Below are 25,306 nucleotides of genomic sequence, written 5' to 3'. Positions count from 1 at the left end.
AAAATGGAAAAATTTGTAAAAATTAATTTTTTAGGAGCCGCAGGAGTTGTCACTGGTTCCAAATTTCTTATCGAAACTTCAGAAAAAAACATACTTATTGATTGTGGTATGTTCCAAGGACTAAAAGAGCTTAGAAAACTTAACTGGGTCGATCTCCCTGTAGACGTTTCAACTATTGATGTTGTTTTATTAACACATGGTCATTTAGACCACGTTGGTTACTTACCTCGATTAATACAACAAGGGTTTACAGGAAAAATTATTGGTACAGCACCTACTTTGGCTATAGCAAAAATCATATTAGAGGATAGTGCTAAAATTCATGAAGAAGAAGCCCATAAAGCAAACAAAGAAAAATATAGCAAACATACTCCTGCTCTACCATTTTATACAATTAAAGATACTGAGAGCACCCTAAAATTATTTAATTTAGAATTAGACGATAAATGGATTCTGTTATCTGAGCATATCTCCTATCGTTTTCAATATAATGGTCATATTATTGGTGCAACATTTATAGAAATTGACATCAACGGAAAGCGTTTTGTGTTTTCGGGAGATATTGGTCGACAAGATGACCACCTCCTCAAGGATCCAAAAACTCCTGAATGGGCTGATTTTTTGTTTATAGAAAGCACCTACGGAAATAAATTGCACCCAGCAGACAACACTGAAGATTTTCTCACTGAAATCATTATAGAAACCCTACATAAAAAGGGCAACCTGATTATCCCGAGTTTTGCTGTTGAGCGACTACAAACGCTCATGTATATTCTATGGAAATTATACAAAAAGAATAAAATTCCAAATATCCCAATATTTGTTGATAGTCCAATGGGCAACAATGTATTAGATGTTTTTAAAAGGTTTCCTGCATGGCATAAACTCCCAATAGAGGATTATAATGCGATGTGTAACCATGTTAACATCATTCAATCCTACAAAGAAACTTGGGAAACAATTGATGATAAACGGTCTAAAATAATTATTGCTGGAAGTGGAATGGTCACCGGAGGGAGAGTACTTACCTATTTGCAACAGCTCATTGATGAGCCATCAACTACAGTACTGATAGTTGGGTATCAAGCTGAGGGGACTCGTGGAAGACAACTTCTAGATGGTGCTCACGAAATTCGTTTCTTTGGAAAATATTATCCTGTAAACGCTACAATTAAAAGCATTGAAAGTTTATCGGCTCATGCAGATCAAAAGGATTTAATAAATTGGATGAGTACCATTAAAAACATACCAGAAAAAGTATATTTAGTCCACGGAGAACCTACAGCTCTAGATGCATTTAGAGTAAAGATAAAGGATGTTTATGGGTGGCATGTGAGTATTCCAAAGCTAACAGATGTTGAAAAAGTAATCGTTTAAGTAATGCGTTACGAAACTGATATTTATCATTTTAAAAAGCAGGCTTAATTAGTAACTTAGTGACATGAATAAAGTATAACATTAAAATTCTAAAATTATGTCACTTATTAAATCTAAAAACGGAAACAGACTATTACCATGGTCAAATGACAATCTTAAAAACTTTTTAGGTAGCGATGATTTTTTCAACAATGACTTTTTAGATGAAGACAGTTTAATGCCTGCAATGAATATCAAAGAACACAACCAAGACTTTGAAATTGAATTTGCAGCTCCTGGATTCTCAAAAAAAGATTTTGAAATTACTATTGTGAACAACACACTCAATGTGTGCGGTGAAAAGCAAAAAGAAACCGAAGACAAAGTTAAAGGCTACACTCGTAAGGAGTTTAATTACAATTCATTTAAAAGATCATTAAATCTACCGCAATTAGTTAATACTGATCAAGATGTAAAAGCTATTTACAAAAACGGTATTCTTAGGTTAAAACTTCAAAAGAAAGAAGCAGCAGAAGCGAAACAGAAGCCTAAAAAGGTTATTAAAATTATATAATAATCAAGAAAGCAGATTGTGATTAGAGGGATTACTTTCTGCTTTCTTATATAAAAAATCACACTATGAAAACAATACAAACACAGGCACGCTATGTAGAATGGCTAAGCCCAGAAGACATGCATAATACTTCACAAGAATGGTTATCTGAATTAAAATTCACAAAAGACGAACATCTGTTTTTTGAAGATCTCATAACCACGTTTACAACTCAATTAATTGAATCTGGAAAATTTTCTGATAATAAGGAAATTATTGATGCTATAAATAGATCAGAAAAACAGAACAACCTACTCATAGAGGCTATTAAGATTCATGAAAATGAACTTCAAGTAATGGTAGATGGAATTGATCAATTAGAAGAAGAAAAGGCATACACCAAAGAGCATAGTGATTTAATTATTGCAATTGCAGCTTTTCTAAAAGAATATAAATCATTAAAAACACAACTCTTCAGCATTATAAAAAACATCAAAAAGGAAGAAAAATTAAGACACCTAATCGATAAAAAATAACTGACATAAAAATTGTTATGAAAAAATTAATCTTAATACTAGTAGCCACTATTTTTATGAGCTGCTCTTCAGCTCAATTAGTAGAAAGCTGGAAAAACCCAGATATTGATACGTATGAGCCTTATAAGGTTCTTGTTATAGGATTAACTTCAGACGAAGCAGCAAGACAACAGTTTGAAGAAAAACTAAAAGTTGAATTAGAACTCAGAGGTGCTGAAGCTGTCATTAGTTTAGATATCATAGATGCTACTAAAACTGATAAAATGACGGAGGCCGACTTAGATGCTCTGGAGAGTCAGCTTATTGTAGAGGGGTTTGACACCATCCTACTTACTAAAATCGTAGGTGTTGAAGATAAAACAGCCTATCGTAAAGATTATGAAAATTTTGATGAAACATATCTAAAATTTAAAGATGAGTATTTGCGACATCAAGATGTGTTCTATAATCCTGACTACTATGAGGAATTTAAAATTTATAAAGCAGAAACCTCCATGTATTGTATTTGTCCAACTAAAGACAGAGAACTTATTTGGAAAGGCTATATCAACATCACAGATCCAAGATCTATAGAAAAAACCGTAAATGATTACGTTAGATTAGCTATTGTTGTTCTAGAAGAAGAACAACTAATTAATCCTCTAGTCATAAAAGAAGAAAAAGCGGAAGACATTATTAATTAGTAAAAAGGGACTAGATAAATCTTATTTATTATCCTTTTCTTTCTTCTTCAAAAACCCAAATAGTCCTCGTTTCTTTTTCTTTTTATCTTCTTCGGAAACGGTATCAAACTCGCGTTCTTTTTGATCCTTTTTGAACATACGTTTTAAGAATCCATCACGCTTTTCTGCAGCACAAGCTAAGGCATTGAGAACCTCTTCACTAGGCATTTCAAATTTAGCTTTTGTAATCGTATTGAATTTTTGATCGGCATTCATTTGCTTTAAAAACAAAGCTACTGTTGGTAATGCAGAATTTGCGCCTTGACCAATAGTGGTATTACTAAACCCAATACGATGATCATCATTACCAACCCAAGACAACATAACCAATTTAGGACTAACACCTACAAACCAACCATCTTTATTATTTTGTGTAGTTCCTGTTTTTCCTGCTAAGTCATTTTGGAGTCCGTATTGAGTCCGTATCCGTCTTGCTGTTCCCGTATTTATGGTAGACTTCATCATTTCAACCATCAATTGTCGTGTTTCTTTAGAAAAGGCTTCTGGTAAAGTTTCTGTTGTTGCACGTTCGTAAATAATTGTTCCAAACTTATCTGCAATTTTTGTAATATAGAATGGTTTTGACACGTAGCCTTCATTAGCAAAACTTGTGTATGCGCCAATGAGTTCTAGCATGGACATTTCCGCAGTACCTAAGGCTAAAGAGGGTACTTCTGGTAACACTGAGGTAATTCCCATTTTTCTAGCTTGTGAGATTACAGCGTCAATGCCAACATCTTCGAGTACTTTTACAGCAATTGTGTTAACAGATTCGCTCAATGCCTTCTCAAGCGAATAATTAAGATATCTATCCGTTTCCTGTTTTCCACCATTGGTAGGTGTCCAGTTTTTTTGATTGGTATAAGTTATTTCTTTAACTGGATAATAAGCACAAGGGTCAATACCATATTCTAAAGCAGTTGTATAAACTATGGGTTTAAACGTAGAACCAACTTGTCGTTTTGAAACAGACACATGATCATATTTAAAATGTTCAAAATCAATGCCTCCAACATAAGCTTTTATTGCTCCAGTTTGAGGATCTACAGCGACAAAACCGGTATTCAAGAATTTTAAATTATGTATCATACTGTCAATTATAGAACCTTCTAAAACAGCATCGTCCTCCCAGGAAAAACCAGTAAACTTAGATGTCACATTTAGGCTATCCATGATTGCTTTGTCACTCCATTTTTGCCTTTGTAGTGTTTTATAAAGAGGTAAGCTCTTTATTTTATTTGTAATTAATGTTTTGTTTTTTAGCCATGGCGCATTTTTACCGTAGGCATTTTCAAATTGCTTTTGAACTATTTTCATGTGCTGCTGCATCGCGTTTTCAGCATAGCGTTGCATCGTAATATCAAGTGTGGTATGTATTTTTAATCCGTCTTTATATAAGTCGTAAGACGTCTTATTAGTGGCATTTAAACTATCCAATAGCCCCTTAACTTCTAATCGTATTTTCTCTCTAAAATAAGGAGCGACACCATCAATATGACTAAATTTCCTGTATTCCGTTTCTAATGAAGTATCACTTGTTTCCTTTTTTAACGCGTTATCGATATAATCATGCTTTTCCATTTGCTGTAAAACGACATCACGACGTAATTGACTTCGCTCAGGAAACAATCTTGGATTATACCCGTGAGGAGCCTTCAAAGTTCCAACTAAAGTGGCAGATTGCGCTAAACTAAGATTTTTAGTTTTTGCACTAAAAAAGCGTTGGGATGCACTTTCTATTCCAAAGACATTTTCACTAAAGGGTACCGTATTTAAGTATAAGACGATAATATCTTGTTTTGAATACAAGTTTTCAAAACGCTTAGCCAAAATCATCTCCTTGACTTTATTTACAGGCATTGTAAACCAACCATGGTGCTCTCTTCCATAGATGTTTTTAACCAATTGCTGACTAATAGTACTTCCTCCTCCAGAAGAATTATCATGCATTAAAATAGACTTAAAGAAGACACGCAATAAACTCGTATAATCCACTCCATTATGGTCATAGAAACGAGAATCTTCAGTCGCTACCAAGGCATCAACCAAATGCTTTGGTAGATCTTCATACGTTACAATTTGTCGATCAAAAATAAAATATTTACCGAGTAGTTCATTTTCAGCATCTAATAACAAAGACGCTTCTGCATGTTTGATATCTTTTATATGTTCTTCGGAAGGCAAGGTTCCCCAAAGACCTATATATACAGAAAACCAAAATAAGGCAAGTGCAGAAAACCCTAAAGCAATAGTGTATAACAAACGTTTAAGCCATTTAGACTTGAGAGTGAATTTCATAAACAGTTTTAGTTAGTTCTCCTTTATATACGTGTAAAATGCATGAATAGACGTGACTGTTTTATTTAAGAACAAAGCCTATTTATCTTTATGAGATACCAAATTATAAAATAGTGCCCTCAAATTGCACATCATAGAATTCACTTTTTAGTGATGGTAATAATGGCTAACACTTTGACTGTAAAAACAAGTTTAAAATCATAGTACGAGGACATCGTATGGCGCTGTCAAAATAGATGAAGCATCTTGAAACAAATCACCGTCAAAGAAATTTATAGCTTTTTATTGGTTATCCTCTAGTCTTGAGACTTGGCTATGTGATAGAAGACAAACTTTATAATGTTATAACCTAGTTTTATGATTTTATAAAGAAACCTTAACGATTTATCTCGTAAATTTATAGTGAACTTTTTTTGTAATAAACTGGAATCATTCACGACTTATATTAAGGTTAAACAATTAATTAAAATAGAAAGAATACGACTATGTTAACTTGGAAAGAAATCATAAACTTCTCAGTAAAAGGAAACCCTATACCAGACCGTAGAGTTGAAAAAACAGATGCTGAATGGCGTCAACAATTAACTCCAAAACAATTTAGAATTGCGCGACAAAAAGGTACAGAACGACCATATAGTGGAGAACTGTGTAGTATATACGATGAAGGACAATACAACTGTATTTGTTGTGACACTCCTTTATTTGATTCAACTATTAAATTTGAATCTGGATCTGGCTGGCCTAGTTTCACGCAGCCTATTGCACCTAAAGCGATTAAATACCATAAAGATTCATCTCTTGGGATGGTTCGAGTTGAAGTCATGTGCAATACTTGTGATGGTCACTTAGGTCATGTATTTCCTGATGGACCAGAGCCAAGCGGGTTGCGCTATTGTATTAATTCTGAATCTATGACCTTAGATTCTAAAGTGGAAGAAACAAAATAATGGAAAATAAAAAATTAGAACAATTAACCGTTGGATGCGGTTGCTTTTGGTGTATTGAAGCCGTTTACGACCATGTAAAAGGGGTTGAAAAAATAGTTTCTGGATATAGTGGAGGAACTGTTCCAGGAAGACCTACCTATAGAGAAATATGCTCGGGACTAACTGGTCATGCCGAAGTCGTTCAAGTCACTTTTGATGCGAATGTTATTTCGTATAAAGACTTACTAATCATTTTTATGACCAGTCATGATCCAACTACGCTAAACCGTCAAGGCGCAGATGTAGGCTCGCAGTATCGGTCTGTTATTTTCTATCATGATGATGCTCAAAAAGAAATTGCAGAAGTTGTCGTAAAAGAAATAGCGCCCTATTTTGAAAACCCTATCGTAACAGAGGTTAGTGAACTAGGCGAGTTTTTTGAAGCAGAAGCTGAACATCAAAATTTCTATAACAATAATAAAAGACAAGGCTATTGCACTTATGTAATTGAGCCTAAGCTGACAAATCTCAGAAAATTACATGCTGATAAATTGAAGAATCGTGTTGCATAAACAATAGACATATTGAATGAAAAACAGACTGTTCCAACAATAAAAATTTATGGTGCAAAGAGATGCCATAAAACCCGATTTTATATCAATTTATTGGATGAAACTAAATTGCAATATTCGTTTTTAGATGTTGAAACTAATGAGGACCACGCAGTAGAATTGCGTGGACTTTATGCACATAGAAAACTTAACTTCCCTACAATTACTATAGGTTCTAAAAAATTAAGAAATCCAAGTATTCAAGATCTCGAGAGATGGCTAAAGAAGTTAATTCCTAATCATTAAATAAAATCATTATTTTAACACATCAACCGATTCAAAACTTATGTCACTAATAGATAACATTAGAACCTATTTTAATAAAAAAAGAAACGACGAAACCACAGGATTAGCTCCTAAGGGGATTTGCCCAAATTGTTGGGGAAAGCAACAGTGGGATAATGAGTTTTATGAGGTTATGAAAGGTAGTAAAAACGACAAACGAGATGATACTTATAATAATTTCATTAATAAGATTGTAGAAACTAATATCTCTGGAATTACTATTCATAAAGATACATATACGTGCAAGACTTGTCAAGTTAAATATGACGATTAACACTAAATGACTAGAACAAAAATAGGATTAGGATTAGCAGCATTAGGACGACCAGATTATATAAACATTAGACAAAACTCTAATATTGATAAATCAAAAATCGCATTTAAAAGGAATGCCTTTGAGGTTATGGACTTTGCTTACAAGAATGGTGTGCGTTATTTTGATACTGCGCCATCGTATGGTTTAGGAGAACAATTTTTATTAGAGTGGAAAAATGCCAGACAACACAAAGACCTTATGTTAAGTACAAAATGGGGTTACACTTATGTGGCAAATTGGGAGTTAGGGTATGAAGGGAAACATGAAATTAAAGAGCATTCGGTATCAAAACTAAATGAGCAATGGGAAACGTCTAAAGCACTTTTTCCGCAATTAAAAATCTATCAGGTACATTCTGCTACTTTAGAGAGTGGAATTTTAAAAGACAACTCTATACATGAGCGCCTCTTTCAGTTAAAAAAACAATATGGATTACAAATAGGGATTACGACAAGTGGTTCTAATCAGTCTGAAATTTTAAATAGCGCGAAAGACATCGCAGTAAAAAATAACTTACTTTTTGACAGCTTCCAAGTCACGTACAATGTGTTTGAACAATCCACTTTTAACACCTTACAACAACTTAAAGCTATGGGCAAAACAGTTATCATCAAAGAAGCTTTAGCCAACGGACGAGCATTTACCAACGAACACGCTAAAAAGCAATTAGAAGCACTCTCAAAAACATATGATGTTGGTGTGGATGCTATAGCTCTGCGATTTGTTATAGACACATTGCAACCAAATGTGGTATTAAGTGGTGCGTCAACTTCCAATCATCTGGATCAAAACTTAAAAGCACTTGATTTTAAATTATTATCAAAAGATCTAGAACTTCTAAAAGCTTTAACAATAAATTCTAAAGCGTATTGGGACGAAAGAAGTGATTTGACTTGGAATTAGTTTATTCCTCAAACTTATCAATCCCATCACTTAACCAACTAAAATAGGCGTCAGCATCTGGCGTATAGGCCACAGGAGGGTTTAGATTATTCTCATCATGATCTATCAACACATAATAAGGTTGTGTATTCGTTTTATATTTTATAGTTTGAAGTTCACTCCATTTTTGTCCTATATTTCTTAATTTTTTACCTGGTTTCAATTTAGAATCTGGAGCTTCACCTTCTGGAAAACCTGTTTTTTGATCAACATAGAGAGAAATTAAAACCACATCGTTCTTAAGCTTCTCAAGTACTTTAGGAACTACCCAAACTTGTTGTTCCATCTTACGACAGTTCACACATGCCCAACCTGTAAAGTCAATCATTACTGGTTTTCCAACTTTTTTAGCATATGCTAATCCTTTATCATAATCATTAAATGCCAAAATATCATGTGGCGCTAATAAATGTGCCCCGTCAGGAATATCTTTATTTTGATTGGCAACAATACCTCCCCCTGTTTTCGAGTTTCCTACGCCATAAGGTGATTCGCTATAATCTAAAGGTGGTGGAAATGCACTAATTAAATTTAAAGGTGCTCCCCAAAGTCCTGGGATCATATAAACTGTAAATGACAACGTCAACAATCCTAATAATAATCTTCCTACGGAAATGTTCTTCAACGGAGAATCGTGCGGTAGTTGGATTTTACCAAAGAGATACAAGGTCAATGCGCCAAATATAGCTATCCATATGGCGATAAAGACTTCTCTTTCTAACCAATGTAATTGCAACACTAAATCAGCTTGAGATAAGAATTTGAAAGCAAAAGCTAATTCTAAAAACCCTAAAACAACTTTTACTGTATTTAACCATCCTCCAGATTTTGGGAGCGAATTCATCCAACCGGGAAATGCTGCAAATAATCCAAAAGGTAATGCTAGCGCTAACGAAAATCCAAGCATACCAATCATAGGCGCTAGACCTCCTTCGGATGCAGAAAGCACTATAATATTCCCTACAAAAGGCCCTGTACAAGAAAAGGACACAATTGCTAAAGCTAAAGCCATAAAAAAGATACCTGTATATCCTCCGCTATCTGCTTTTCTGTCAATTTTGTTTGCCCATGAATTGGGTAGCATAATTTCAAATGCACCTAAAAAGGAAACCGCAAAAACCACAAGTACTGCAAAGAAAACAAGATTGAATTCGACACTTGTAGAAAATTCATTAATTGCACTGGCTCCAAAAATTGCGACAACTCCTGTTCCTAGAATCACATAAATTACAATGATGCATAAACCATAAACAACAGCATTTTTAATACCTTCTGCTTTTGTTTTACTTTGTTTGGTGAAAAAGCTAACAGTCATAGGAATCAAAGGAAATACACAAGGTGTAAATAAGGCAATAAATCCTGCTCCTAAACCTAAAATAAAAATGGTCCATAAGCCCTCTTTACTGCCTTCATTTTCGGAAGACGAAGAATTAGTTAAACCTTCTTTTGCATCTACACTCTTAGTTATATCAAAACGTAAGTCTATATACTCTGGAGCCAAGCATTTCTCGTCATCACAAGCCATGAACTCTACTTCACCTTCAACAATAGATAACTCTTGATTTAAGATCTTGATACGTTGTCTAAATTGTGCTTTATCTTCAAAGAACTTAATTTTCATTAGAAAAACTGGATCATCAACCGTATGTCCTTCTTCTTCTTGTGTTGTACCGTTTAATTCATAATCAGCAGTTGCTTTATAAATAAATGTTGTAGGTATTGGACCGTCATCTGGTACACTTTGAGAATACAAGTGCCAACCGTCATCTACAGCAGCTGTAGAAATTAGGTCGTATTCGGTATCTGATATTTTTTCAACAGAAGTTTCCCATTTAACAGGCTCTAGAACTTGAGCGTTTGCAGTAACAGAAAAGACAAGTAAACCACAAAGTGTAATGATTAAGTTTTTCATTTGAAATAATTAGGTTAGTTATGTAACTATTGTAGTTAAACGCAAATACAAGGTGTTACTTACAATACCACATAAAATAATTTGGCTATAGAAAGCTGCTAAATTAGAAAAAACAAAGGAATTAAGCGTTAGCAATTGGACTTGATTGACAAATATCAATTTAGGTCATAAAAAAACCGAACTAAAGTTCGGTTTATAATTTTTATTCGAAAGCTTTTATTTCATATCCAGAAAATTTCCATTGGGTAATTCCCCCTTCTAAATCGTAGACTTTTATAAAGCCAGCTTCTTTAAGTTTTTTAGAACATTTCCCACTGCGTATGCCAGACTTGCAGTACACCATTATTGGTTTTGATTTATCCAATTTAACCAAATCCTCTTCAAAGGTTGGTGATGTATAATCAATGTTTTGTGCCTGTTCAATAAAACCTGTCTTATATTCTTCTAGTGTTCTTACATCTACAAGCTGTATGTCTTCTAATTCTAATAGCTCTTGCATTTCTTCTGCAGAAACCATTATAACTTCGGTTTGTGTTGCGTCCTCGCAACTAAATGTAAATGCAAAAAGTGCGAAACAGTAGATGAATACTTTATTTTTCATTATGATTATTTTTTTAAATTGAAGCAATTTCACCTTGCCAATCGGTAAAACCTCCAATAAGATTATATGCGCTTTTAAAACCTAACTGGTTCATAACACCACAAGCTTGACCGCTTCGACCACCAGACTTACAATACACATAATAGTTTTTAGTTTTATCTAATTTTCCAATATCATCGATAAATCCTTGACCTTTATAAATATCAATTGCAATAGCGTTAGGTATGATACCTTGTGCTACTTCTTCTGGTGTTCTTACATCTAAAATGACTGCGTTTTCATCTACAGATAATTTAGAGGTCCATTCGTGTTGTGTCAAATCAGCCATAGTTCTATATACATCAATAATCATGCAAATTTAACATTTCGTTATGGAAACTTTGCACTAAAGACGAAAAAAAATCCAAAGTGTTACACTTCGGGTCGTTAAATTTAAAAACGAAAGACGTTTAAACCTTTATAGAACAACCAATAGCTCTGGTTTTTGTCTCACTAACTTCTTTTCCATTCAATAATGCATTTACTGCATCTTCAGCATAGGTTTTAGTGACTGCACTTGCATCTTGATAATTGTCATCAATAGCACCAATATATTTTACTTGAGGTCCATTTTTAGATTTCTGTAATATATAAACATGAGGTGTTTTTGTTGCTCCATATTGTGGATATATTTTTTGCCCCTTATCCATTACATAAGGAAATGTAAAACCTTTTGCCTTTGCTCTTGCTTTCATTGCTGCCATATTGTCTCCAGGTTTAACGTCTGTATTATTTGGCATAATCGCAATCACGGGATAACCTTTAGCTGCATATTTCTTATTTAATGCTTCTACTCTATCTTCATAAGCTACCGCATAAGGACACGTATTGCATGTAAATACAATAATAAAGCCTTTAGCATCATTATAATCTGCCATAGACACCATAGTGCCATCAATATTTTCTAATTCAAAATCTGTAGCAATATCACCAATATCATATCCAGTGCCTGCAGTTGTAAAGGCAGAAGCTGTTACAAATACAACCAAGACTAAAAGTGTTTTAAGTGTGTTTTTCATGTGTTTATTTTTAGTGTTATTTTATAAATTGTTTCAATTCAGTTTCTAATTCTAGATAATTAAACGAACGCTCGTAAAACGCCCCTCTATTCTTATTATATATAAGGGTAGCTGGTATTGCTCCAGACCAATCTTTATTTACTTTAGGAATCCAAGTATTTGAGTCCACATCATTTAAAATGACAACCTCACTTCTAAAACCTCTTTTCTTTAAGAAAGGGACGAGCTTTGTTTCTATTTGCTTCGGAAAATCTAAACTCACCAAAACAACTTCAACATTTTTATTTTTATAATTAGTATTTAATGCTTCAAAATACGGTAATTCTTTCACGCAAGGTGCACACCATGTGGCCCAGAAATTAATAACATATGTGTTACCGTCTTTCTTTGAGTTGAGATAAGATTCAAGTTCATTAAAATCAAACACTTTTAATCCTGTAGTGGATGTGGTACTATTATTTTCTTGAGAAGTAAGCACCTGAGCGGTCACATTTCCGAAGTAAAAAAAGACAAGTATTAAAGATAGAAGTTTCACATTCATATCCTAAATTTAAGTATCAAAAAATGAACATTAATAAATTTAACAAAATATTAGAATCTATATCATAAAAATAAATTACATTTGTATATACAAATATTGTACATGAAGGAGTTAAACATTAAATTAAAAACTAAAGCTATTTTACCTTTAGCCAGCCAAACTGTAATTAATTTGCTTTTAACCAATATTACAATTAAAACTGAATTGATGAGTGTTTTAAAACCTCATGAATTATCTCTTGAACAATTTAATGTATTACGCATTTTAAGAGGTCAAAAAGGGAACCCTCTTAATTTACAAGATATACAAGAACGTATGGTTAGTAAAATGAGCAACACAACTAGGCTCATTGACAAGTTGATATTAAAAGATTTTGTAAAACGTACAGAATGTAAAAAAAACAGAAGAAAAATTGAGGTTTACATCACGGCTAGTGGTCTCGACAAATTATTAGAGTTAGACGGTCTTGTAAACGGTGCAGAACAAAAAGTGACCTCGAAATTAACAATTATTGAATTAAAAGAATTAAACAGATTACTCAATAAAATACAATAAACCTTAAAATAAATTAAACCACACAAAATAATGAAAAAGAACATTTTTAAATCAGCAATTATCGTAGTACTAGCGTTATCATTTGCATCGTTTACTACCCTTCTAAAAAAAGAATTAAAAGTTAAAACATCAACTATCACTTGGAAAGGATATAAAGTTACCGGCTCACATGAAGGTAATATAACTTTAAACGATGGTTCACTTATATTTGAAAACGACAAATTGGTTGGTGGAAACTTCTCTATCGATATGACATCAATAACCGTTACCGACTTAGAAGCTGGACAAGGCAAAGAAAAATTAGAAGGACATTTAAAATCTGATGATTTTTTTGGAATTAAAAATCATCCAAATGCTAATTTTGTAATCACAAATGTAGAAGGAGAAAAAGGCGCTTATAAAGTAACAGGAGACTTGACCATTAAAGCAAAAACGAATTCTATGACTATTAATATGAGTATTGCAGATAATACAGCCACTGCAAACCTTAAAGTAGATCGTTCTAAATTTGATGTAAGATATGGTTCTCCTACCTTCTTTAATGATTTAAAAGACAAAGCTATCTACGATGAGTTTGACTTAAATGTATCCTTACAGTTTTAATATTGCAAACAAATTAATAGCCTTTTTTGAAGAAAAATATTTCAAAATTATTAGAAATCTTTTTCTTTTTCATCAAATTAAGTTTGAAAACTAAATTATGATGTATATCTTTGAACTTTAGAAAAAACATGAATACGAATTTAAATCATACTTGGTGGTGGAACTCTCGAAACTCAAACGTCGTGAACTAACCCTATAGGTATATTTAAAACTAAATATAAAAAAGGCTTGTCATTCACGACAAGCCTTTTTTCATTTTCTGCTGAAACCGCTTTAGCGAAATTAATACAACATAAATAAAAATTCTTTCTGCTTTAAAGAAAGGATTTATAAAAAATAAATGAAAACATTTAGTCTATACACACATTACAAGAAAATACTGGCAGACACTATTACACCTGTAAGTATTTACCTTAAAATAAGAGATAAATTCCCAAATAGTATTCTATTAGAGAGCAGTGATTATCATGCTAGTGACAATAGTTTTTCATACATCTGTTTTAATCCTATTGCATCTATCAAAGTAGATAAGGATATCATTGAACAACATTATCCTGACGGCAGCTCTAAAACCAATAGTGCTTTAAATATTTCTGTTACTGAGGAAATTCACAAGTTTACGAAACGATTTAAAGTAAACTCTGACGAAGAATTCAAATTCATCAATAATGGGATTTTTGGGTACACAGCCTATGATGCTGTTAAATATTTTGAGGATATTGAAATTAGTAAAAAACCAGATTCTTTAGATATTCCAGATATTTATTATGCGGTTTATCAAAACATCATTGCCATTAATCACTTTAAAAATGAAGCCTATGTTTTTGCTCATTGCTTTGACACAGAAAACAATATTGACGAAGTGTTGCAACTCATAAGTTCTAAGAACTTTGCCTCTTATACTTTTAAAACAGATTCTAATATTTCATCAAACCTTACAGATGACGAATACAAGAGTCAAGTAGATTTAGCAAAGAAACATTGTGCTAGAGGAGATGTATTCCAATTAGTATTGTCCAAAAAATTCTCACAAGGTTTTAAAGGTGATGAGTTCAATGTCTACAGAGCATTGCGAAGTATCAACCCTTCACCTTACCTGTTTTATTTTGACTACGGAAATTTTAAAATCTTTGGGAGCTCGCCAGAAGCACAACTTGTAGTCAATAAATCTATAGCAGAAATTCATCCCATCGCAGGAACATTTAAAAGAACAGGAAACGATGAAGAAGATCAAAAACTCGCAAAACAACTCGCAGAAGATGAGAAAGAAAATGCGGAACATGTTATGCTAGTTGATTTAGCCAGAAATGATTTAAGTCGACATGGAAGTCAAGTAAAAGTAGAAACATATAGAGAAGCACAGTTCTTTTCTCATGTGATTCATTTAGTGAGCAAAGTGACTGGAAAGGTGCATGACAAAATTCCAACTATGCAGGTTGTTGCAGATACATTTCCTGCTGGAACCTTAAGTGGTGCCCCAAAACATAGCGCCATGCAATTGATCGAAAAATATGAAAAAACGAGCAGAGCTTTTTATGGTGGAGCTATCGGTTTCATGGATTTTAACGGTAATTATAATCACGCGATTATGATAAGAACCTTTATGAGTAAAAACCATGAACTGCATTGGCAAGCAGGCGCAGGACTGGTATCAAAATCAATTCCAGAAAATGAGTTACAAGAGGTATATAACAAATTAGGTGCTTTAACAAAAGCAATTGAAATGGCAGAAGATATTTAGCAAATAATCAACAAAAACAAAAAAGAACATTGGGAATAACAAAACATGGTAAAAATTCGAGTCCCAAATCAATTCAAAGAATTGAACCTTGAAATGCAGAATTAATGAGAGAAGGAATCAGAGATGCCAAGCGAAGCTTAAAGCACATAATTCTGAAAGCCACTGTTCTGAAGGAATTTCATCATTTGAAAACGATTTTTTGGTTTGTTTATTCGTCCATTTTTATTTTTATAGACCCCATATGTAATGCGCAGTCTGCATCAAGGCAAAATGAACAGAAGTAAAAAAAGTTAAGTTTAACAAAATAGATTCCTGCCTTCGCAGAAATAACAGACATATGAAAGTATTAGTAATAGATAACTACGACAGTTTTACATATAATTTGGTTCACTATTTAGAAGATTTAAATTGTGAAGTAACCGTAAAACGCAATGACAAACTCACGCTTGAAGAGCTAGATACTTTTCACAAGATTGTACTGTCTCCTGGGCCAGGAATTCCTGATGAAGCTGGATTACTAAAAGCTATCATTACCAAATATGCACCCACCAAAAGTATTTTAGGTGTTTGTCTTGGTCAACAAGCAATTGGTGAAGTTTTTGGAGGTTCACTTATTAATTTAGAAGACGTCTATCATGGAGTAGCCACTACAGTTGAGATTACTGTTGACGATGAGCAACTATTTAATAATATGGATAAGACTATAGAAGTAGGTCGTTACCACTCTTGGGTTGTCAATCCAAATTTACCAGAAGTTTTAGAAGCGACTTCTGTTGATAGCAACGGACAAATAATGTCACTAAGACATAAATTTTATGATGTTAAAGGTGTGCAATATCATCCAGAGAGTGTGTTAACGCCAAATGGAAAGCAAATTTTGGAGAACTGGATTAAGAGCTAGTAAGCAGTATTCAGTCACAATACGCAGTGCCTACTCAGATAACTGAGAAGTAATACACCTAAAAAATGTCTTCGCTTATTTATAGTGAAAATAAATTTGATTCCAATAAAGGAATTAAAGACGACAGGGTTGATTAATAAAAAAAAGTTGAACTAAAGAGATTCCCATTTTTGTGGAAAGTAAACATGAAACACATATTAAATAGATTAACAAACCACGAAAGCATCTCTAGTCAAGAAGCAAAAAATGTATTGGTGGATATTTCCGAAGGAAAATACAACCAAAGCCAGATTGCATCTTTTCTTACTATTTATATGATGCGAAGTATCACTTTAGAAGAATTACAAGGGTTTCGTGATGCTTTATTAGAACTTTGTATTCCAATCGATTTATCAGATTTTAATACTATAGATTTATGCGGAACAGGTGGTGACGGAAAAGACACATTTAACATCTCAACCCTGTCTTCTTTCGTTACTGCTGGGGCAGGAGTAAAAGTAGCTAAGCACGGAAATTACGGAGTGTCTTCTGCATCTGGTTCATCTAACGTTATGGAAGCTTTAGGTATCCACTTCTCAAATAAATCAGATTTTTTAAAATACGCTATAGACCAAACAGGAATATGTGTGTTACATGCACCTTTATTTCATCCTGCAATGAAAAACGTTGCTCCAATTCGCAAGGAATTAGGTGTTAAAACCTTTTTCAATATGTTGGGACCAATGGTAAACCCCTCATTTCCTAAAAATCAAATAGTGGGTGTTTTTAATTTAGAATTACAGCGTATTTACGGTTACCTATATCAAAACACAGACAAGAACTATAGCATAGTACACGCCATAGACGGTTATGATGAGATTTCTTTAACAGGAAACACTAAAATAATTTCAAACGCAACTGAGACAATGTTAAGTCCATCAGATTTAAATGTTAATCAAGTAAAACAATCAGAAATATTTGGAGGATCAACAGTAAGAGCTGCTGCTAAAATTTTCAAAAACATAATTAATGGAAAAGGTACAGATGCTCAAAATAATGTCGTTTATGCCAATGCTGGGTTAGCAATTGCTACCGTAAATGGAATATCACATCAAGACGGGTTTCAGTTAGCAAAAGAGAGTTTAGAAAGCGGTAAGGCAAAAGCAAGTTTAGAACGATTAATAGAAATGAGTCGTTAGAAGTTAAAAAAAATAACATTGGGATAAAAACAAAACACAGTAAAAGCTAGAGTCCCAAATCAATTCGTAGAATTGAACCTTGAAATGCAGAAATAATGAACGATGGAACAAAGATGCCAAGCGAAACTTTAAGCACGTAATTACGGAAGAGAATGTTCCGCAGGAATTGCTTCATTTCAATATGCTCTTTTGGTTCGTTTTGCGCCAAGGCAAAGTGAACAGAAACAAAAATAGAATGGATATATTACAAAAAATAGTTAATGATAAACGCATTGAGGTTAGTCTTCGCAAGCGACTTATTCCTGTCAAGCAGTTAGAGCAATCTATTCTGTTTGAAAGAGAAACGATATCATTAGCAAAAAAGCTTAGAGAAAGCGATACTGGAATCATCGCAGAACACAAAAGACGTTCGCCTTCAAAACAAGTTATCAATCATGATTTAAATGTATTTGATGTTGCTAGAGGTTATGAAAACGCAGGTGTTTGCGGGATATCTGTATTGACAGACGGCAAATACTTTGGAGGAAGTCTTGATGATCTTTTAACAGCAAGAGCAAGTTGTAATTTGCCTTTATTACGTAAAGAATTCATCATTGATGACTATCAAATTATAGAAGCAAAAGCTTATGGCGCTGATGTTATTTTACTTATTGCTTCCATTTTAACTAGGGCAGAAATCAAGCAGTTTTCAGAATTAGCTAAGCAATTACATCTAGACGTATTACTTGAAGTTCATAATAAGAATGAGCTTCATAAATCAATTATGCCAAGTTTAGACATGCTAGGTGTCAACAATAGAAACTTAAAAACTTTTGAAGTCAACTTGGACACCAGCAAACAATTGTGTGAACTCATACCAAATGATTTTGTAAAAGTATCAGAAAGTGGGATTAGCAGTATTGAAGCCATTAAAACATTGCAGCCTTACGGTTATAAAGGATTTTTAATTGGAGAGAATTTCATGAAAACGAATGATGCAGGAAAAAGTGCTGCACAATTTATAAAAGACTTAGAACGATGAAACTAAAAATCTGCGGAATGAAATACAAAGATAATATAACCGAAGTTGCACAGTTGCAACCCGATTATCTAGGCTTTATATTCTACGAGAAATCAAGTCGGTTTTTTGATAGAGATATTCCGGAGTTACCACGTTCAATTAAAAAAGTTGGTGTGTTTGTAAATGCTTCAATACCTTATATATTAGAAAAAATTAAAAATTACAATTTACAAGTGATACAACTTCACGGAGAGGAATCAGTCAGTTTTTGTGCAGAATTGAAGTTGATGTGTCATACTGAGCGCAGTCTAAGTGCTAACGAAGAATCTAACAATGAGATTCATGTATCCTCAGAAATGCCAGAAGTCATAAAAGTATTTAGTATCAAAGACAAGTTTGATTTCTCAATATTGAAACCTTTTGAAGAGGTCTGCGATTACTTTTTGTTTGACACTAAAGGCAAACTACCAGGAGGAAACGGTTACACATTTAATTGGGATGCTTTAAAAGAATATCCATCGACCAAACCCTTCTTTTTAAGCGGTGGCATTGGATTAAATGAAACTGAGAAACTAAAAGATTTCAAAAACACAGATGCTTCAAAATATTGCTACGCTGTAGACGTAAATAGTAAATTTGAAATTGAACCAGGATTGAAAAATAATAAAGAATTAAAAACATTTAAAAATGAGCTATAACATTAACGAAAAGGGATATTACGGAGAATTTGGTGGTGCATACATTCCAGAAATGCTCTATCCTAACATTGAAGAATTACGCCAAAAGTATTTAACAATAACGGCAGATCCTTCTTTCCAAGAAGATTTCCACCAGTTATTAAAGGATTATGTTGGTCGTCCTACTCCACTGTATTTTGCGAAAAGACTTTCAGAAAAATACAACACAAAAATTTACCTCAAACGAGAGGACTTAAACCATACTGGAGCCCACAAGATCAATAATACTGTTGGACAAATTTTACTCGCACAACGTTTGGGTAAAACTAGAATCATTGCAGAAACCGGTGCAGGACAACATGGAGTTGCTACTGCAACAGTGTGTGCACTAATGGGTATAGAATGTATCGTTTATATGGGAGAAGTCGATATTGCGAGACAAGCACCTAATGTAGCACGTATGAAAATGCTAGGCGCTAAAGTGGTACCTGCATTATCAGGTAGCCGCACTCTAAAAGATGCTACAAATGAAGCGATGCGCGATTGGATTAATAATCCAGTAAACACACATTATATTGTGGGTAGCGTTGTAGGTCCCCATCCCTATCCAGATATGGTAGCACGTTTTCAAGCCATAGTTTCAGAAGAAATCAAAAGCCAGTTACTAGAAAAAGAAGGTACAGAAAACCCAGATTATCTCATTGCCTGCGTTGGTGGAGGAAGTAACGCTGCTGGTACTTATTATCATTATTTAGACAATGAAGAGGTTAAATTAATAGCTGTTGAAGCTGCAGGAAAAGGAATAGATTCTGGTGAAAGTGCAGCGACATCTGTTTTAGGAAAAGAAGGTATTATTCATGGTAGTAAAACCTTATTGATGCAAACCCAAGATGGACAAATTACGGAACCTTACTCTATTTCGGCAGGTTTAGATTATCCAGGAGTTGGACCTATGCATGCTAATTTATATAAAACTGGTCGTGCAGAATTTATTGCTATTACAGATGATGAAGCGATGACTGCTGGTTTAGAATTATCTCAACTAGAAGGCATTATTCCTGCTATAGAAACCTCACATGCTTTAGCAGTTTTTGAGCACAAAAAATTTAAACCAGACGATGTAATCGTTCTTAATTTATCAGGCCGAGGTGACAAAGATTTACAAAACTATATAGATTATTTTAAACTCTAATGAAACACCTTATTCACATCTGTTTTGGAATTGTATTTTTTGCTGGTCACGCTCAAGACAAAGCTAAAGCAATTGATGTGTCTGTCATTGCATCAGTTGTGATACCGAAACATTACCTTATATCCAAGACATCTGAGAATATAACTGTCGATGGCAAAGCATCAGAGTTAAGTTGGGAAAATGCCGATTTTACAGATTATTTTATCGATATAGAAGGAGTTATAGACCCCAAGTATAAGACTAAAACAAAGATGCTTTGGGACGACCAATATTTATATGTGTATGCTGAACTCTCTGAACCACATATTTGGGGAACCTTAAAGCAGAGAGATACCATCATATACTATAATAACGATTTTGAAGTATTTATTGACCCTTCTCAAACGGGCATTGGCTATGGTGAAATTGAAATTAATGCTCTAAATACCGTATGGGACTTATATTTAAATAAACCCTACAGAATTGGTGGCCATGCGAACTTTGAATGGAATTTAAATGAGCTAAAATCAGCAATTCAAATTCATGGGTCATTAAACAATCCTAATGATATTGATTCATTGTGGACCGCAGAAATGGCAATTCCCTTAAAACCTTTAATAGCTTTAAAAAATAGACCTAAATCAGTACCAAAAGAAGGAGAACAATGGCGTATTAATTTTTCTAGAGTGCAGTGGGACCACGATATTATTGATGGTGAATATTATAGAAAAAAAGAAGATGGTAAATTTTCACATGAACACAATTGGGTTTGGAGTAATCAAAAAGTTATCAATATGCATGAACCTGAAAAATGGGGTATATTACAATTTACTGAAAAGTCAACAGCACAAGGTGTACCATACATAAAAGATGAAGATTTACTCATCAAGCAAACTGCATTTGCTCTATTTAGGAAAACAAGATACAAGAATTTAAAGTATCTATTAGATGAACAACAAGGCAACAAAAAAGAATTGAATGTTACGATGTCAAAAGATAATTCTGTAAAAGCCATTTTTCATAAAACCTTGTTTGGATTTGAATATAAAATTAAAAGCCCAATTACAGATATTACATACATCATCAATCAAGAAGGCACCTTAAAAAAATTATGAAAAAAGCACTCTTATTTTTAACAGCTATATGTTTCATGTCTTGCAAAGAGATAATAGTTGAGAAAGACTTAGTCGTAAAAACCAATGAGGATAAATTTGTATTTGCTTCATGGGCTCATGCAAGAGGCACTTTTGATGCGTCTAAATGGGAAACCAAATTAGCCAGCTACGATTCGCTAGGCATTTCAGAACTTTTGATTGGAGGAAGCCCAGAATTTTATGAGAAATTAATTCCTTTAGCTTCAGAAAAAAATATAAAAATTCATGCTTGGATGTGGACACTAAATCGTCCTAATGACACTATTGCCAATAAACATCCTGAATGGTATGCTGTAAATAGAGCAGGGAAAAACTCATTAGAATATAGAGCTTATGTAGATTATTACCAATGGTTAAGTCCCTTTCACCCTGATGCACGAGCTCATATAAAAAACAACGTTCGTAGGCTATCAAAAATAGAAGGCTTAGCATCTATTCACTTAGATTATGTTCGCTATGTTGATGTGATTTTAGGTAAAGATTTACAACCAAAATATAATTTAGTACAATCGACAGAAATGCCTGAATATGATTATGGCTACCATCCAATTGCTAGGGAAGGGTTTAAAGCAATTTTCGGAAAAGACCCTCAAGATTTTGATCATCCTGAGTTAAGTACGGAATGGCGTCAATATCGCTTAAATGCGGTGAGTTCTTTAGTCAATGAACTTGTAAAAATTGCTCACGATAGTAATCAAAAAATGACTGCTGCCGTGTTTCCGTTTCCTGAAATGTCACGTCAGATGGTAAGACAAGCGTGGGACGACTGGAATCTAGATGCTGCCTATCCAATGGTCTATAATAATTTTTATAGAGAAAATGTAAATTGGATTGGTTTTGCAATTGAACAAGGTGTTAACGATGTAAACTTTCCCTTATATGCTGGTTTGTATAGTCCCGCTTTAGCTGATCCAAAAGATTTAGAAAAAGCCATTAGACTGGTAAAAGAGAAAGGAGCTCAAGGAGTTTCCATTTTTACCGCAGATAATTTAAGTAAGGAACAAAAAGCTGTATTTATTAAACTGAAAGAAGAATTTAATGATGAATAGAATAAACAAAAAACTAAAAGAAGACAAAAAGCTCTTATCCATTTACTTTTCCGCAGGCTACCCTCGTCTAGAGGATACAAAATTAATTATTGAAAACTTGGAAAAAAACGGAGTAGATATGATAGAAATAGGATTACCCTTTAGTGATCCCCTAGCAGATGGTCCAACTATACAAGCAAGTTCTACTCAGGCTTTAAAAAATGGTATGTCTAGCGAAATTCTTTTCAACCAATTAAAAGATATTCGTAAAACCGTTTCCATACCGTTAATTATTATGGGTTACTTTAATCCCATACTGCAGTATGGTGTTGAAGCCTTTTGTCAGAAATGTCAAGAGACGGGTATCGACGGACTCATCATTCCAGATTTACCAGTAGATGTTTATAATGAGCAATACAAAGCCATCTTTCAGAAATATGGTTTAATCAATGTGTTTTTAATCACACCACAAACCTCAATAGAGCGTATTAACTTTATTGATTCCATTTCCGAAGGATTTATATACATGGTAAGTAGTGCAAGTGTTACTGGAAGCAACTCTGGCTTTGGAGATGAACAAACAACCTATTTTAAACGTATTGCAGATATGAATCTCAAAAACTCGCAAATTGTTGGGTTCGGGATTTCTAACAATGAAACGTTTACTCAAGCCACTAAACACGCAAAAGGTGCCATTATTGGAAGTGCTTTTATAAAACACCTATCAACTCACGGTGTCGATAAAATTAAAACGTTTACCAGCTCGATACGGAATTAAATTTTATAGTTGGTGTTAACTGACTAAGAAACCAAATTTAATGGAGTGGTATTTAAAAGTCGTAAGCGATAATTATGCAAATTTTACTGGAAGAGCTAGACGCCAATAATATTGGATGCTTGTATTATTCAACCTCATTTTTGTTATTGCAATTGCGATGGTATCTGGCGTATTAGCCCGTTTACTTGATGCTCCTATATTTATGGGACTATACATGATTTATGTACTAGGTGTGTTTATCCCAAGTTTAGCGGTCGCAGTAAGACGCTTACATGATATTGGTAAAAGTGGATGGTTCTATTTCATTGGACTAATCCCATTGATAGGAAGTATCTGGCTCATAATTCTATTTGTTACTGAGGGTGATGCGGGTTCAAATGCATACGGTCCTGATCCTAAATCGGCAAATAATGAGGACATTAATACAATTGGAACAACAACGATTTAATAATTTCAACTTCAAATATAATATAACCTACTCCCATAAGAGTAGGTTTTTTTTATGATTAAATTGAACGATCTAAATCAAAATAAACTACAGCTCAAAACAATGTACAAGTCATCTTTATAAGTAACGGGATATTGGTCATGTTTGATATCTCGTTTCTTCACAACAGATAGTAAATTTGACTCTGGCAATCAAGGTACTGACTTAAATATCTTGTTGGTTTATAATAACGTTGAAGATATCTTTAGCATAGAAGCATAATATTATATTTTCGATTTTATAAATACCATTGTATTGTGCCTTACCTTAGAGGTATCTCCTTTTTTTTTAAAAGTCTTATATCTTCGCCAAATTGGAAGGGATTATTGAAGATCGCCCAATGGCAAATACGGTTATAAAACGTGTGTTCTATTTTTTGATTTCAAGGGTTTCATTTTATGATAGTTTAACACTATATAGTGGATATTTAACGGGCTCTTAAGAGTGTTTCGATTTGCTTTTATCATATTGAGCTAAACTAAAACACAGTAGTAAATTATGGGCATGATAAAAGATAGAAAGAAATTTAAAACAACAATAAAACAAAAAAATCCAACAAACCCAACAGGATATACCAAAGAAGACACTAATAATTTCAACCGCGATAATAAAACAATAAAACAGCAACAAAATAAAACGACGAGCTAATTTAAAATTAGACTTATAACTTGACGCCTATTCATTACTTTTGAATAAGATTTTGTTTATGAAACTACTTAATGATTATAGAATCATCATTCTACTTTGTTTGACATTGGGTCTAGCACCATTTTTTCCTGAGCCTCATATTTGGGGAAAATTAAAATGGATTGCAGGAGGCGCTAATGGTATGGGAATTCGAGATTGGTTTGACCTGTTATTACATGGGTTTTCATGGATACTATTAATTCGATTAACTTTAATAAAAATCACACGAAAACATGGCGCTTAATATTGTTTTATTTGAACCCGAAATCCCAAATAATACTGGTAATATCGGTAGACTTGCCTTAGCATCTGGTTCTAAATTACATCTCGTAAAACCCTTTGGTTTTGAATTAAGTGATAGCCGTTTAAAACGTGCTGGTTTAGATTATTGGCAACATTTAGATGTCGTGATCTACGATTCTATTGCCGCCTTTTTTAGTGACAATAAAGAGGCTCAGTTTGCTTTCTTTTCTAGTCATGGAGAACAACCTCATTGGGACATTAAATTTGAGGAAAATCTGTTTCTTATCTTCGGAAAAGAATCAGCTGGCCTACCTAAATCTATAATTGAAAATCATAAAGAACACCTTTACAAAATCCCATTATACAGTAAACACATTAGAAGTCTAAATCTAGCAAATGCAGTAGCTATTGTTATATATGAAGGACTGAGACAACTACAATAATAA

30 protein-coding genes are annotated in these 25,306 nt (G+C 33.5%); 24 read left to right on the top strand and 6 right to left on the bottom strand.

Annotated features, from left to right (window positions below):
* The first annotated feature begins 3 nt into the window (after positions 1 to 3).
* From H593_RS0108885 to H593_RS0108870, 4 genes are all read left to right on the top strand, one after another.
* Positions 4 to 1,377, top strand: a complete 1,374-nt coding sequence (locus H593_RS0108885) for an MBL fold metallo-hydrolase RNA specificity domain-containing protein (protein WP_028872132.1) — start codon at positions 4 to 6, stop codon at positions 1,375 to 1,377.
* A 97-nt stretch (positions 1,378 to 1,474) separates the two neighbouring features.
* Positions 1,475 to 1,930, top strand: a complete 456-nt coding sequence (locus tag H593_RS0108880) for an Hsp20/alpha crystallin family protein (RefSeq protein WP_028872131.1) — start codon at positions 1,475 to 1,477, stop codon at positions 1,928 to 1,930.
* A gap of 65 nt (positions 1,931 to 1,995) precedes the next feature.
* Positions 1,996 to 2,445: a hypothetical protein gene (locus H593_RS0108875; RefSeq protein ID WP_028872130.1), complete on the top strand. Its 450-nt coding sequence runs from the start codon at positions 1,996 to 1,998 to the stop codon at positions 2,443 to 2,445.
* Between the two features lie 17 nt (positions 2,446 to 2,462).
* Positions 2,463 to 3,128: a hypothetical protein gene (locus H593_RS0108870; protein ID WP_028872129.1), complete on the top strand. Its 666-nt coding sequence runs from the start codon at positions 2,463 to 2,465 to the stop codon at positions 3,126 to 3,128.
* Positions 3,129 to 3,149: 21 nt separating this feature from the next.
* On the opposite strand, the gene H593_RS18790 is transcribed toward H593_RS0108870, so the two are convergent.
* Positions 3,150 to 5,465: a transglycosylase domain-containing protein gene (locus tag H593_RS18790; RefSeq protein WP_037051903.1), complete on the bottom strand. Its 2,316-nt coding sequence runs from the start codon at positions 5,463 to 5,465 to the stop codon at positions 3,150 to 3,152.
* A gap of 485 nt (positions 5,466 to 5,950) precedes the next feature.
* On the opposite strand from H593_RS18790, the gene msrB reads away from it, so the two are divergent.
* Genes msrB through H593_RS0108840 form a run of 5 tightly spaced genes read left to right on the top strand, consistent with a single transcriptional unit; the run spans position 5,951 to position 8,506 of the window.
* On the top strand, positions 5,951 to 6,412 hold the full coding sequence (gene msrB, locus H593_RS0108860) for a peptide-methionine (R)-S-oxide reductase MsrB (RefSeq protein ID WP_028872128.1): 462 nt from the start codon (positions 5,951 to 5,953) through the stop codon (positions 6,410 to 6,412).
* On the top strand, positions 6,412 to 6,963 hold the full coding sequence (gene msrA / locus H593_RS0108855) for a peptide-methionine (S)-S-oxide reductase MsrA (protein ID WP_028872127.1): 552 nt from the start codon (positions 6,412 to 6,414) through the stop codon (positions 6,961 to 6,963). Before msrB ends, msrA begins: the two co-directional genes overlap by 1 nt.
* Positions 6,964 to 6,975: 12 nt before the next feature.
* Complete coding sequence (locus H593_RS0108850) at positions 6,976 to 7,248, top strand: glutaredoxin family protein (RefSeq protein ID WP_037051902.1); 273 nt, start codon at positions 6,976 to 6,978, stop codon at positions 7,246 to 7,248.
* Positions 7,249 to 7,288: 40 nt separating this feature from the next.
* Positions 7,289 to 7,561: a hypothetical protein gene (locus H593_RS0108845; RefSeq protein ID WP_028872125.1), complete on the top strand. Its 273-nt coding sequence runs from the start codon at positions 7,289 to 7,291 to the stop codon at positions 7,559 to 7,561.
* Positions 7,562 to 7,567: 6 nt separating this feature from the next.
* Entirely contained in the window at positions 7,568 to 8,506 is a 939-nt protein-coding gene (locus tag H593_RS0108840) for an aldo/keto reductase (RefSeq protein ID WP_028872124.1), read from the top strand.
* 1 nt (position 8,507) lies between these two features.
* Here the strand turns inward: H593_RS0108840 and H593_RS0108835 are convergent, their stop codons facing one another.
* The 5 genes from H593_RS0108835 to H593_RS0108815 form a co-directional block, all read right to left on the bottom strand.
* Positions 8,508 to 10,457: a protein-disulfide reductase DsbD family protein gene (locus H593_RS0108835; RefSeq protein WP_028872123.1), complete on the bottom strand. Its 1,950-nt coding sequence runs from the start codon at positions 10,455 to 10,457 to the stop codon at positions 8,508 to 8,510.
* A gap of 202 nt (positions 10,458 to 10,659) precedes the next feature.
* Positions 10,660 to 11,058: a rhodanese-like domain-containing protein gene (locus tag H593_RS0108830; RefSeq protein ID WP_028872122.1), complete on the bottom strand. Its 399-nt coding sequence runs from the start codon at positions 11,056 to 11,058 to the stop codon at positions 10,660 to 10,662.
* Positions 11,059 to 11,071: 13 nt separating this feature from the next.
* Entirely contained in the window at positions 11,072 to 11,386 is a 315-nt protein-coding gene (locus H593_RS0108825) for a rhodanese-like domain-containing protein (RefSeq protein WP_028872121.1), read from the bottom strand.
* A 121-nt stretch (positions 11,387 to 11,507) separates the two neighbouring features.
* On the bottom strand, positions 11,508 to 12,116 hold the full coding sequence (locus H593_RS0108820) for a thioredoxin family protein (RefSeq protein WP_028872120.1): 609 nt from the start codon (positions 12,114 to 12,116) through the stop codon (positions 11,508 to 11,510).
* Between the two features lie 16 nt (positions 12,117 to 12,132).
* Positions 12,133 to 12,657: a TlpA disulfide reductase family protein gene (locus H593_RS0108815; RefSeq protein WP_028872119.1), complete on the bottom strand. Its 525-nt coding sequence runs from the start codon at positions 12,655 to 12,657 to the stop codon at positions 12,133 to 12,135.
* A gap of 102 nt (positions 12,658 to 12,759) precedes the next feature.
* Here H593_RS0108815 and H593_RS0108810 point away from each other — a divergent pair, with 102 nt between their 5' ends.
* The 15 genes from H593_RS0108810 to H593_RS0108740 all read left to right on the top strand — a co-directional run bounded on the left by H593_RS0108810 (position 12,760) and on the right by H593_RS0108740 (position 25,303).
* Positions 12,760 to 13,212: a MarR family winged helix-turn-helix transcriptional regulator gene (locus tag H593_RS0108810; protein ID WP_037051901.1), complete on the top strand. Its 453-nt coding sequence runs from the start codon at positions 12,760 to 12,762 to the stop codon at positions 13,210 to 13,212.
* 30 nt (positions 13,213 to 13,242) lie between these two features.
* Positions 13,243 to 13,815: a YceI family protein gene (locus H593_RS0108805; protein WP_028872117.1), complete on the top strand. Its 573-nt coding sequence runs from the start codon at positions 13,243 to 13,245 to the stop codon at positions 13,813 to 13,815.
* A 340-nt stretch (positions 13,816 to 14,155) separates the two neighbouring features.
* Positions 14,156 to 15,556, top strand: a complete 1,401-nt coding sequence (locus tag H593_RS0108800; protein WP_028872116.1) for an anthranilate synthase component I family protein — start codon at positions 14,156 to 14,158, stop codon at positions 15,554 to 15,556.
* A 337-nt stretch (positions 15,557 to 15,893) separates the two neighbouring features.
* Complete coding sequence (locus H593_RS0108795) at positions 15,894 to 16,457, top strand: anthranilate synthase component II (RefSeq protein WP_028872115.1); 564 nt, start codon at positions 15,894 to 15,896, stop codon at positions 16,455 to 16,457.
* Positions 16,458 to 16,642: 185 nt separating this feature from the next.
* The gene (gene trpD / locus H593_RS0108790; protein ID WP_028872114.1) at positions 16,643 to 17,635 is read left to right on the top strand and encodes an anthranilate phosphoribosyltransferase; all 993 of its coding nucleotides are present in this window, start codon (positions 16,643 to 16,645) and stop codon (positions 17,633 to 17,635) included.
* Between the two features lie 235 nt (positions 17,636 to 17,870).
* On the top strand, positions 17,871 to 18,656 hold the full coding sequence (gene trpC, locus H593_RS0108785) for an indole-3-glycerol phosphate synthase TrpC (protein WP_028872113.1): 786 nt from the start codon (positions 17,871 to 17,873) through the stop codon (positions 18,654 to 18,656).
* On the top strand, positions 18,653 to 19,333 hold the full coding sequence (locus H593_RS0108780) for a phosphoribosylanthranilate isomerase (protein WP_028872112.1): 681 nt from the start codon (positions 18,653 to 18,655) through the stop codon (positions 19,331 to 19,333). The genes trpC and H593_RS0108780 overlap by 4 nt, the downstream gene beginning before the upstream one ends.
* Positions 19,323 to 20,504 carry a tryptophan synthase subunit beta gene (gene trpB, locus H593_RS0108775; protein WP_028872111.1) on the top strand — a complete coding sequence of 394 codons (1,182 nt, stop codon included), beginning with the start codon at positions 19,323 to 19,325 and terminating at the stop codon, positions 20,502 to 20,504. Before H593_RS0108780 ends, trpB begins: the two co-directional genes overlap by 11 nt.
* Positions 20,504 to 21,598, top strand: coding sequence for a carbohydrate-binding family 9-like protein (locus tag H593_RS18785; protein ID WP_051229677.1), 1,095 nt, complete (start codon positions 20,504 to 20,506; stop codon positions 21,596 to 21,598). The genes trpB and H593_RS18785 overlap by 1 nt, the downstream gene beginning before the upstream one ends.
* Positions 21,595 to 22,686 (top strand): family 10 glycosylhydrolase, encoded by a 1,092-nt coding sequence (locus H593_RS18780; protein ID WP_037051899.1) that lies wholly within the window; start codon positions 21,595 to 21,597, stop codon positions 22,684 to 22,686. The genes H593_RS18785 and H593_RS18780 overlap by 4 nt, the downstream gene beginning before the upstream one ends.
* Complete coding sequence (gene trpA, locus H593_RS0108760; protein WP_028872110.1) at positions 22,679 to 23,443, top strand: tryptophan synthase subunit alpha; 765 nt, start codon at positions 22,679 to 22,681, stop codon at positions 23,441 to 23,443. Before H593_RS18780 ends, trpA begins: the two co-directional genes overlap by 8 nt.
* A gap of 115 nt (positions 23,444 to 23,558) precedes the next feature.
* Positions 23,559 to 23,891: a DUF805 domain-containing protein gene (locus tag H593_RS18775; RefSeq protein WP_315969372.1), complete on the top strand. Its 333-nt coding sequence runs from the start codon at positions 23,559 to 23,561 to the stop codon at positions 23,889 to 23,891.
* Positions 23,892 to 24,434: 543 nt separating this feature from the next.
* Positions 24,435 to 24,578, top strand: coding sequence for a hypothetical protein (locus H593_RS20980; protein ID WP_169338354.1), 144 nt, complete (start codon positions 24,435 to 24,437; stop codon positions 24,576 to 24,578).
* 58 nt (positions 24,579 to 24,636) lie between these two features.
* Positions 24,637 to 24,861, top strand: coding sequence for a hypothetical protein (locus H593_RS0108745; protein WP_028872109.1), 225 nt, complete (start codon positions 24,637 to 24,639; stop codon positions 24,859 to 24,861).
* Positions 24,851 to 25,303: a tRNA (cytidine(34)-2'-O)-methyltransferase gene (locus H593_RS0108740; protein WP_028872108.1), complete on the top strand. Its 453-nt coding sequence runs from the start codon at positions 24,851 to 24,853 to the stop codon at positions 25,301 to 25,303. Before H593_RS0108745 ends, H593_RS0108740 begins: the two co-directional genes overlap by 11 nt.
* The last annotated feature ends 3 nt before the right edge of the window (positions 25,304 to 25,306 follow it).

Origin of the sequence: Psychroserpens burtonensis DSM 12212, assembly GCF_000425305.1 — a bacterium.
In the GTDB taxonomy this organism is placed as follows: Bacteria; Bacteroidota; Bacteroidia; order Flavobacteriales; family Flavobacteriaceae; genus Psychroserpens; species Psychroserpens burtonensis.
Note: the sequence above shows the minus strand (reverse complement) of the source record. Positions and strands in the feature narration are given on the sequence as shown.

Excerpts from the sequence above, each read along its gene's own strand:
- H593_RS0108825 (WP_028872121.1), bottom strand. The coding sequence starts at position 11,386 with ATGGCTGATTTGACACAACACGAATGGACCTCTAAATTATCTGTAGAT.
- msrA (WP_028872127.1), top strand. The coding sequence starts at position 6,412 with ATGGAAAATAAAAAATTAGAACAATTAACCGTTGGATGCGGTTGCTTT.
- H593_RS0108835 (WP_028872123.1), bottom strand. The coding sequence starts at position 10,457 with ATGAAAAACTTAATCATTACACTTTGTGGTTTACTTGTCTTTTCTGTT.
- trpA (WP_028872110.1), top strand. The coding sequence starts at position 22,679 with ATGAATAGAATAAACAAAAAACTAAAAGAAGACAAAAAGCTCTTATCC.
- H593_RS0108780 (WP_028872112.1), top strand. The coding sequence starts at position 18,653 with ATGAAACTAAAAATCTGCGGAATGAAATACAAAGATAATATAACCGAA.
- H593_RS0108805 (WP_028872117.1), top strand. The coding sequence starts at position 13,243 with ATGAAAAAGAACATTTTTAAATCAGCAATTATCGTAGTACTAGCGTTA.
- H593_RS0108740 (WP_028872108.1), top strand. The coding sequence starts at position 24,851 with ATGGCGCTTAATATTGTTTTATTTGAACCCGAAATCCCAAATAATACT.
- H593_RS0108875 (WP_028872130.1), top strand. The coding sequence starts at position 1,996 with ATGAAAACAATACAAACACAGGCACGCTATGTAGAATGGCTAAGCCCA.
- H593_RS18785 (WP_051229677.1), top strand. The coding sequence starts at position 20,504 with ATGAAACACCTTATTCACATCTGTTTTGGAATTGTATTTTTTGCTGGT.
- H593_RS20980 (WP_169338354.1), top strand. The coding sequence starts at position 24,435 with ATGATAAAAGATAGAAAGAAATTTAAAACAACAATAAAACAAAAAAAT.
- trpB (WP_028872111.1), top strand. The coding sequence starts at position 19,323 with ATGAGCTATAACATTAACGAAAAGGGATATTACGGAGAATTTGGTGGT.
- H593_RS0108820 (WP_028872120.1), bottom strand. The coding sequence starts at position 12,116 with ATGAAAAACACACTTAAAACACTTTTAGTCTTGGTTGTATTTGTAACA.
- H593_RS18790 (WP_037051903.1), bottom strand. The coding sequence starts at position 5,465 with ATGAAATTCACTCTCAAGTCTAAATGGCTTAAACGTTTGTTATACACT.
- H593_RS0108815 (WP_028872119.1), bottom strand. The coding sequence starts at position 12,657 with ATGAATGTGAAACTTCTATCTTTAATACTTGTCTTTTTTTACTTCGGA.
- H593_RS0108830 (WP_028872122.1), bottom strand. The coding sequence starts at position 11,058 with ATGAAAAATAAAGTATTCATCTACTGTTTCGCACTTTTTGCATTTACA.
- H593_RS0108795 (WP_028872115.1), top strand. The coding sequence starts at position 15,894 with ATGAAAGTATTAGTAATAGATAACTACGACAGTTTTACATATAATTTG.
- trpC (WP_028872113.1), top strand. The coding sequence starts at position 17,871 with ATGGATATATTACAAAAAATAGTTAATGATAAACGCATTGAGGTTAGT.
- H593_RS18780 (WP_037051899.1), top strand. The coding sequence starts at position 21,595 with ATGAAAAAAGCACTCTTATTTTTAACAGCTATATGTTTCATGTCTTGC.
- H593_RS0108870 (WP_028872129.1), top strand. The coding sequence starts at position 2,463 with ATGAAAAAATTAATCTTAATACTAGTAGCCACTATTTTTATGAGCTGC.
- trpD (WP_028872114.1), top strand. The coding sequence starts at position 16,643 with ATGAAACACATATTAAATAGATTAACAAACCACGAAAGCATCTCTAGT.
- H593_RS0108880 (WP_028872131.1), top strand. The coding sequence starts at position 1,475 with ATGTCACTTATTAAATCTAAAAACGGAAACAGACTATTACCATGGTCA.
- H593_RS0108845 (WP_028872125.1), top strand. The coding sequence starts at position 7,289 with ATGTCACTAATAGATAACATTAGAACCTATTTTAATAAAAAAAGAAAC.
- H593_RS18775 (WP_315969372.1), top strand. The coding sequence starts at position 23,559 with ATGCTTGTATTATTCAACCTCATTTTTGTTATTGCAATTGCGATGGTA.
- msrB (WP_028872128.1), top strand. The coding sequence starts at position 5,951 with ATGTTAACTTGGAAAGAAATCATAAACTTCTCAGTAAAAGGAAACCCT.
- H593_RS0108800 (WP_028872116.1), top strand. The coding sequence starts at position 14,156 with ATGAAAACATTTAGTCTATACACACATTACAAGAAAATACTGGCAGAC.
- H593_RS0108840 (WP_028872124.1), top strand. The coding sequence starts at position 7,568 with ATGACTAGAACAAAAATAGGATTAGGATTAGCAGCATTAGGACGACCA.
- H593_RS0108885 (WP_028872132.1), top strand. The coding sequence starts at position 4 with ATGGAAAAATTTGTAAAAATTAATTTTTTAGGAGCCGCAGGAGTTGTC.
- H593_RS0108810 (WP_037051901.1), top strand. The coding sequence starts at position 12,760 with ATGAAGGAGTTAAACATTAAATTAAAAACTAAAGCTATTTTACCTTTA.
- H593_RS0108745 (WP_028872109.1), top strand. The coding sequence starts at position 24,637 with ATGAAACTACTTAATGATTATAGAATCATCATTCTACTTTGTTTGACA.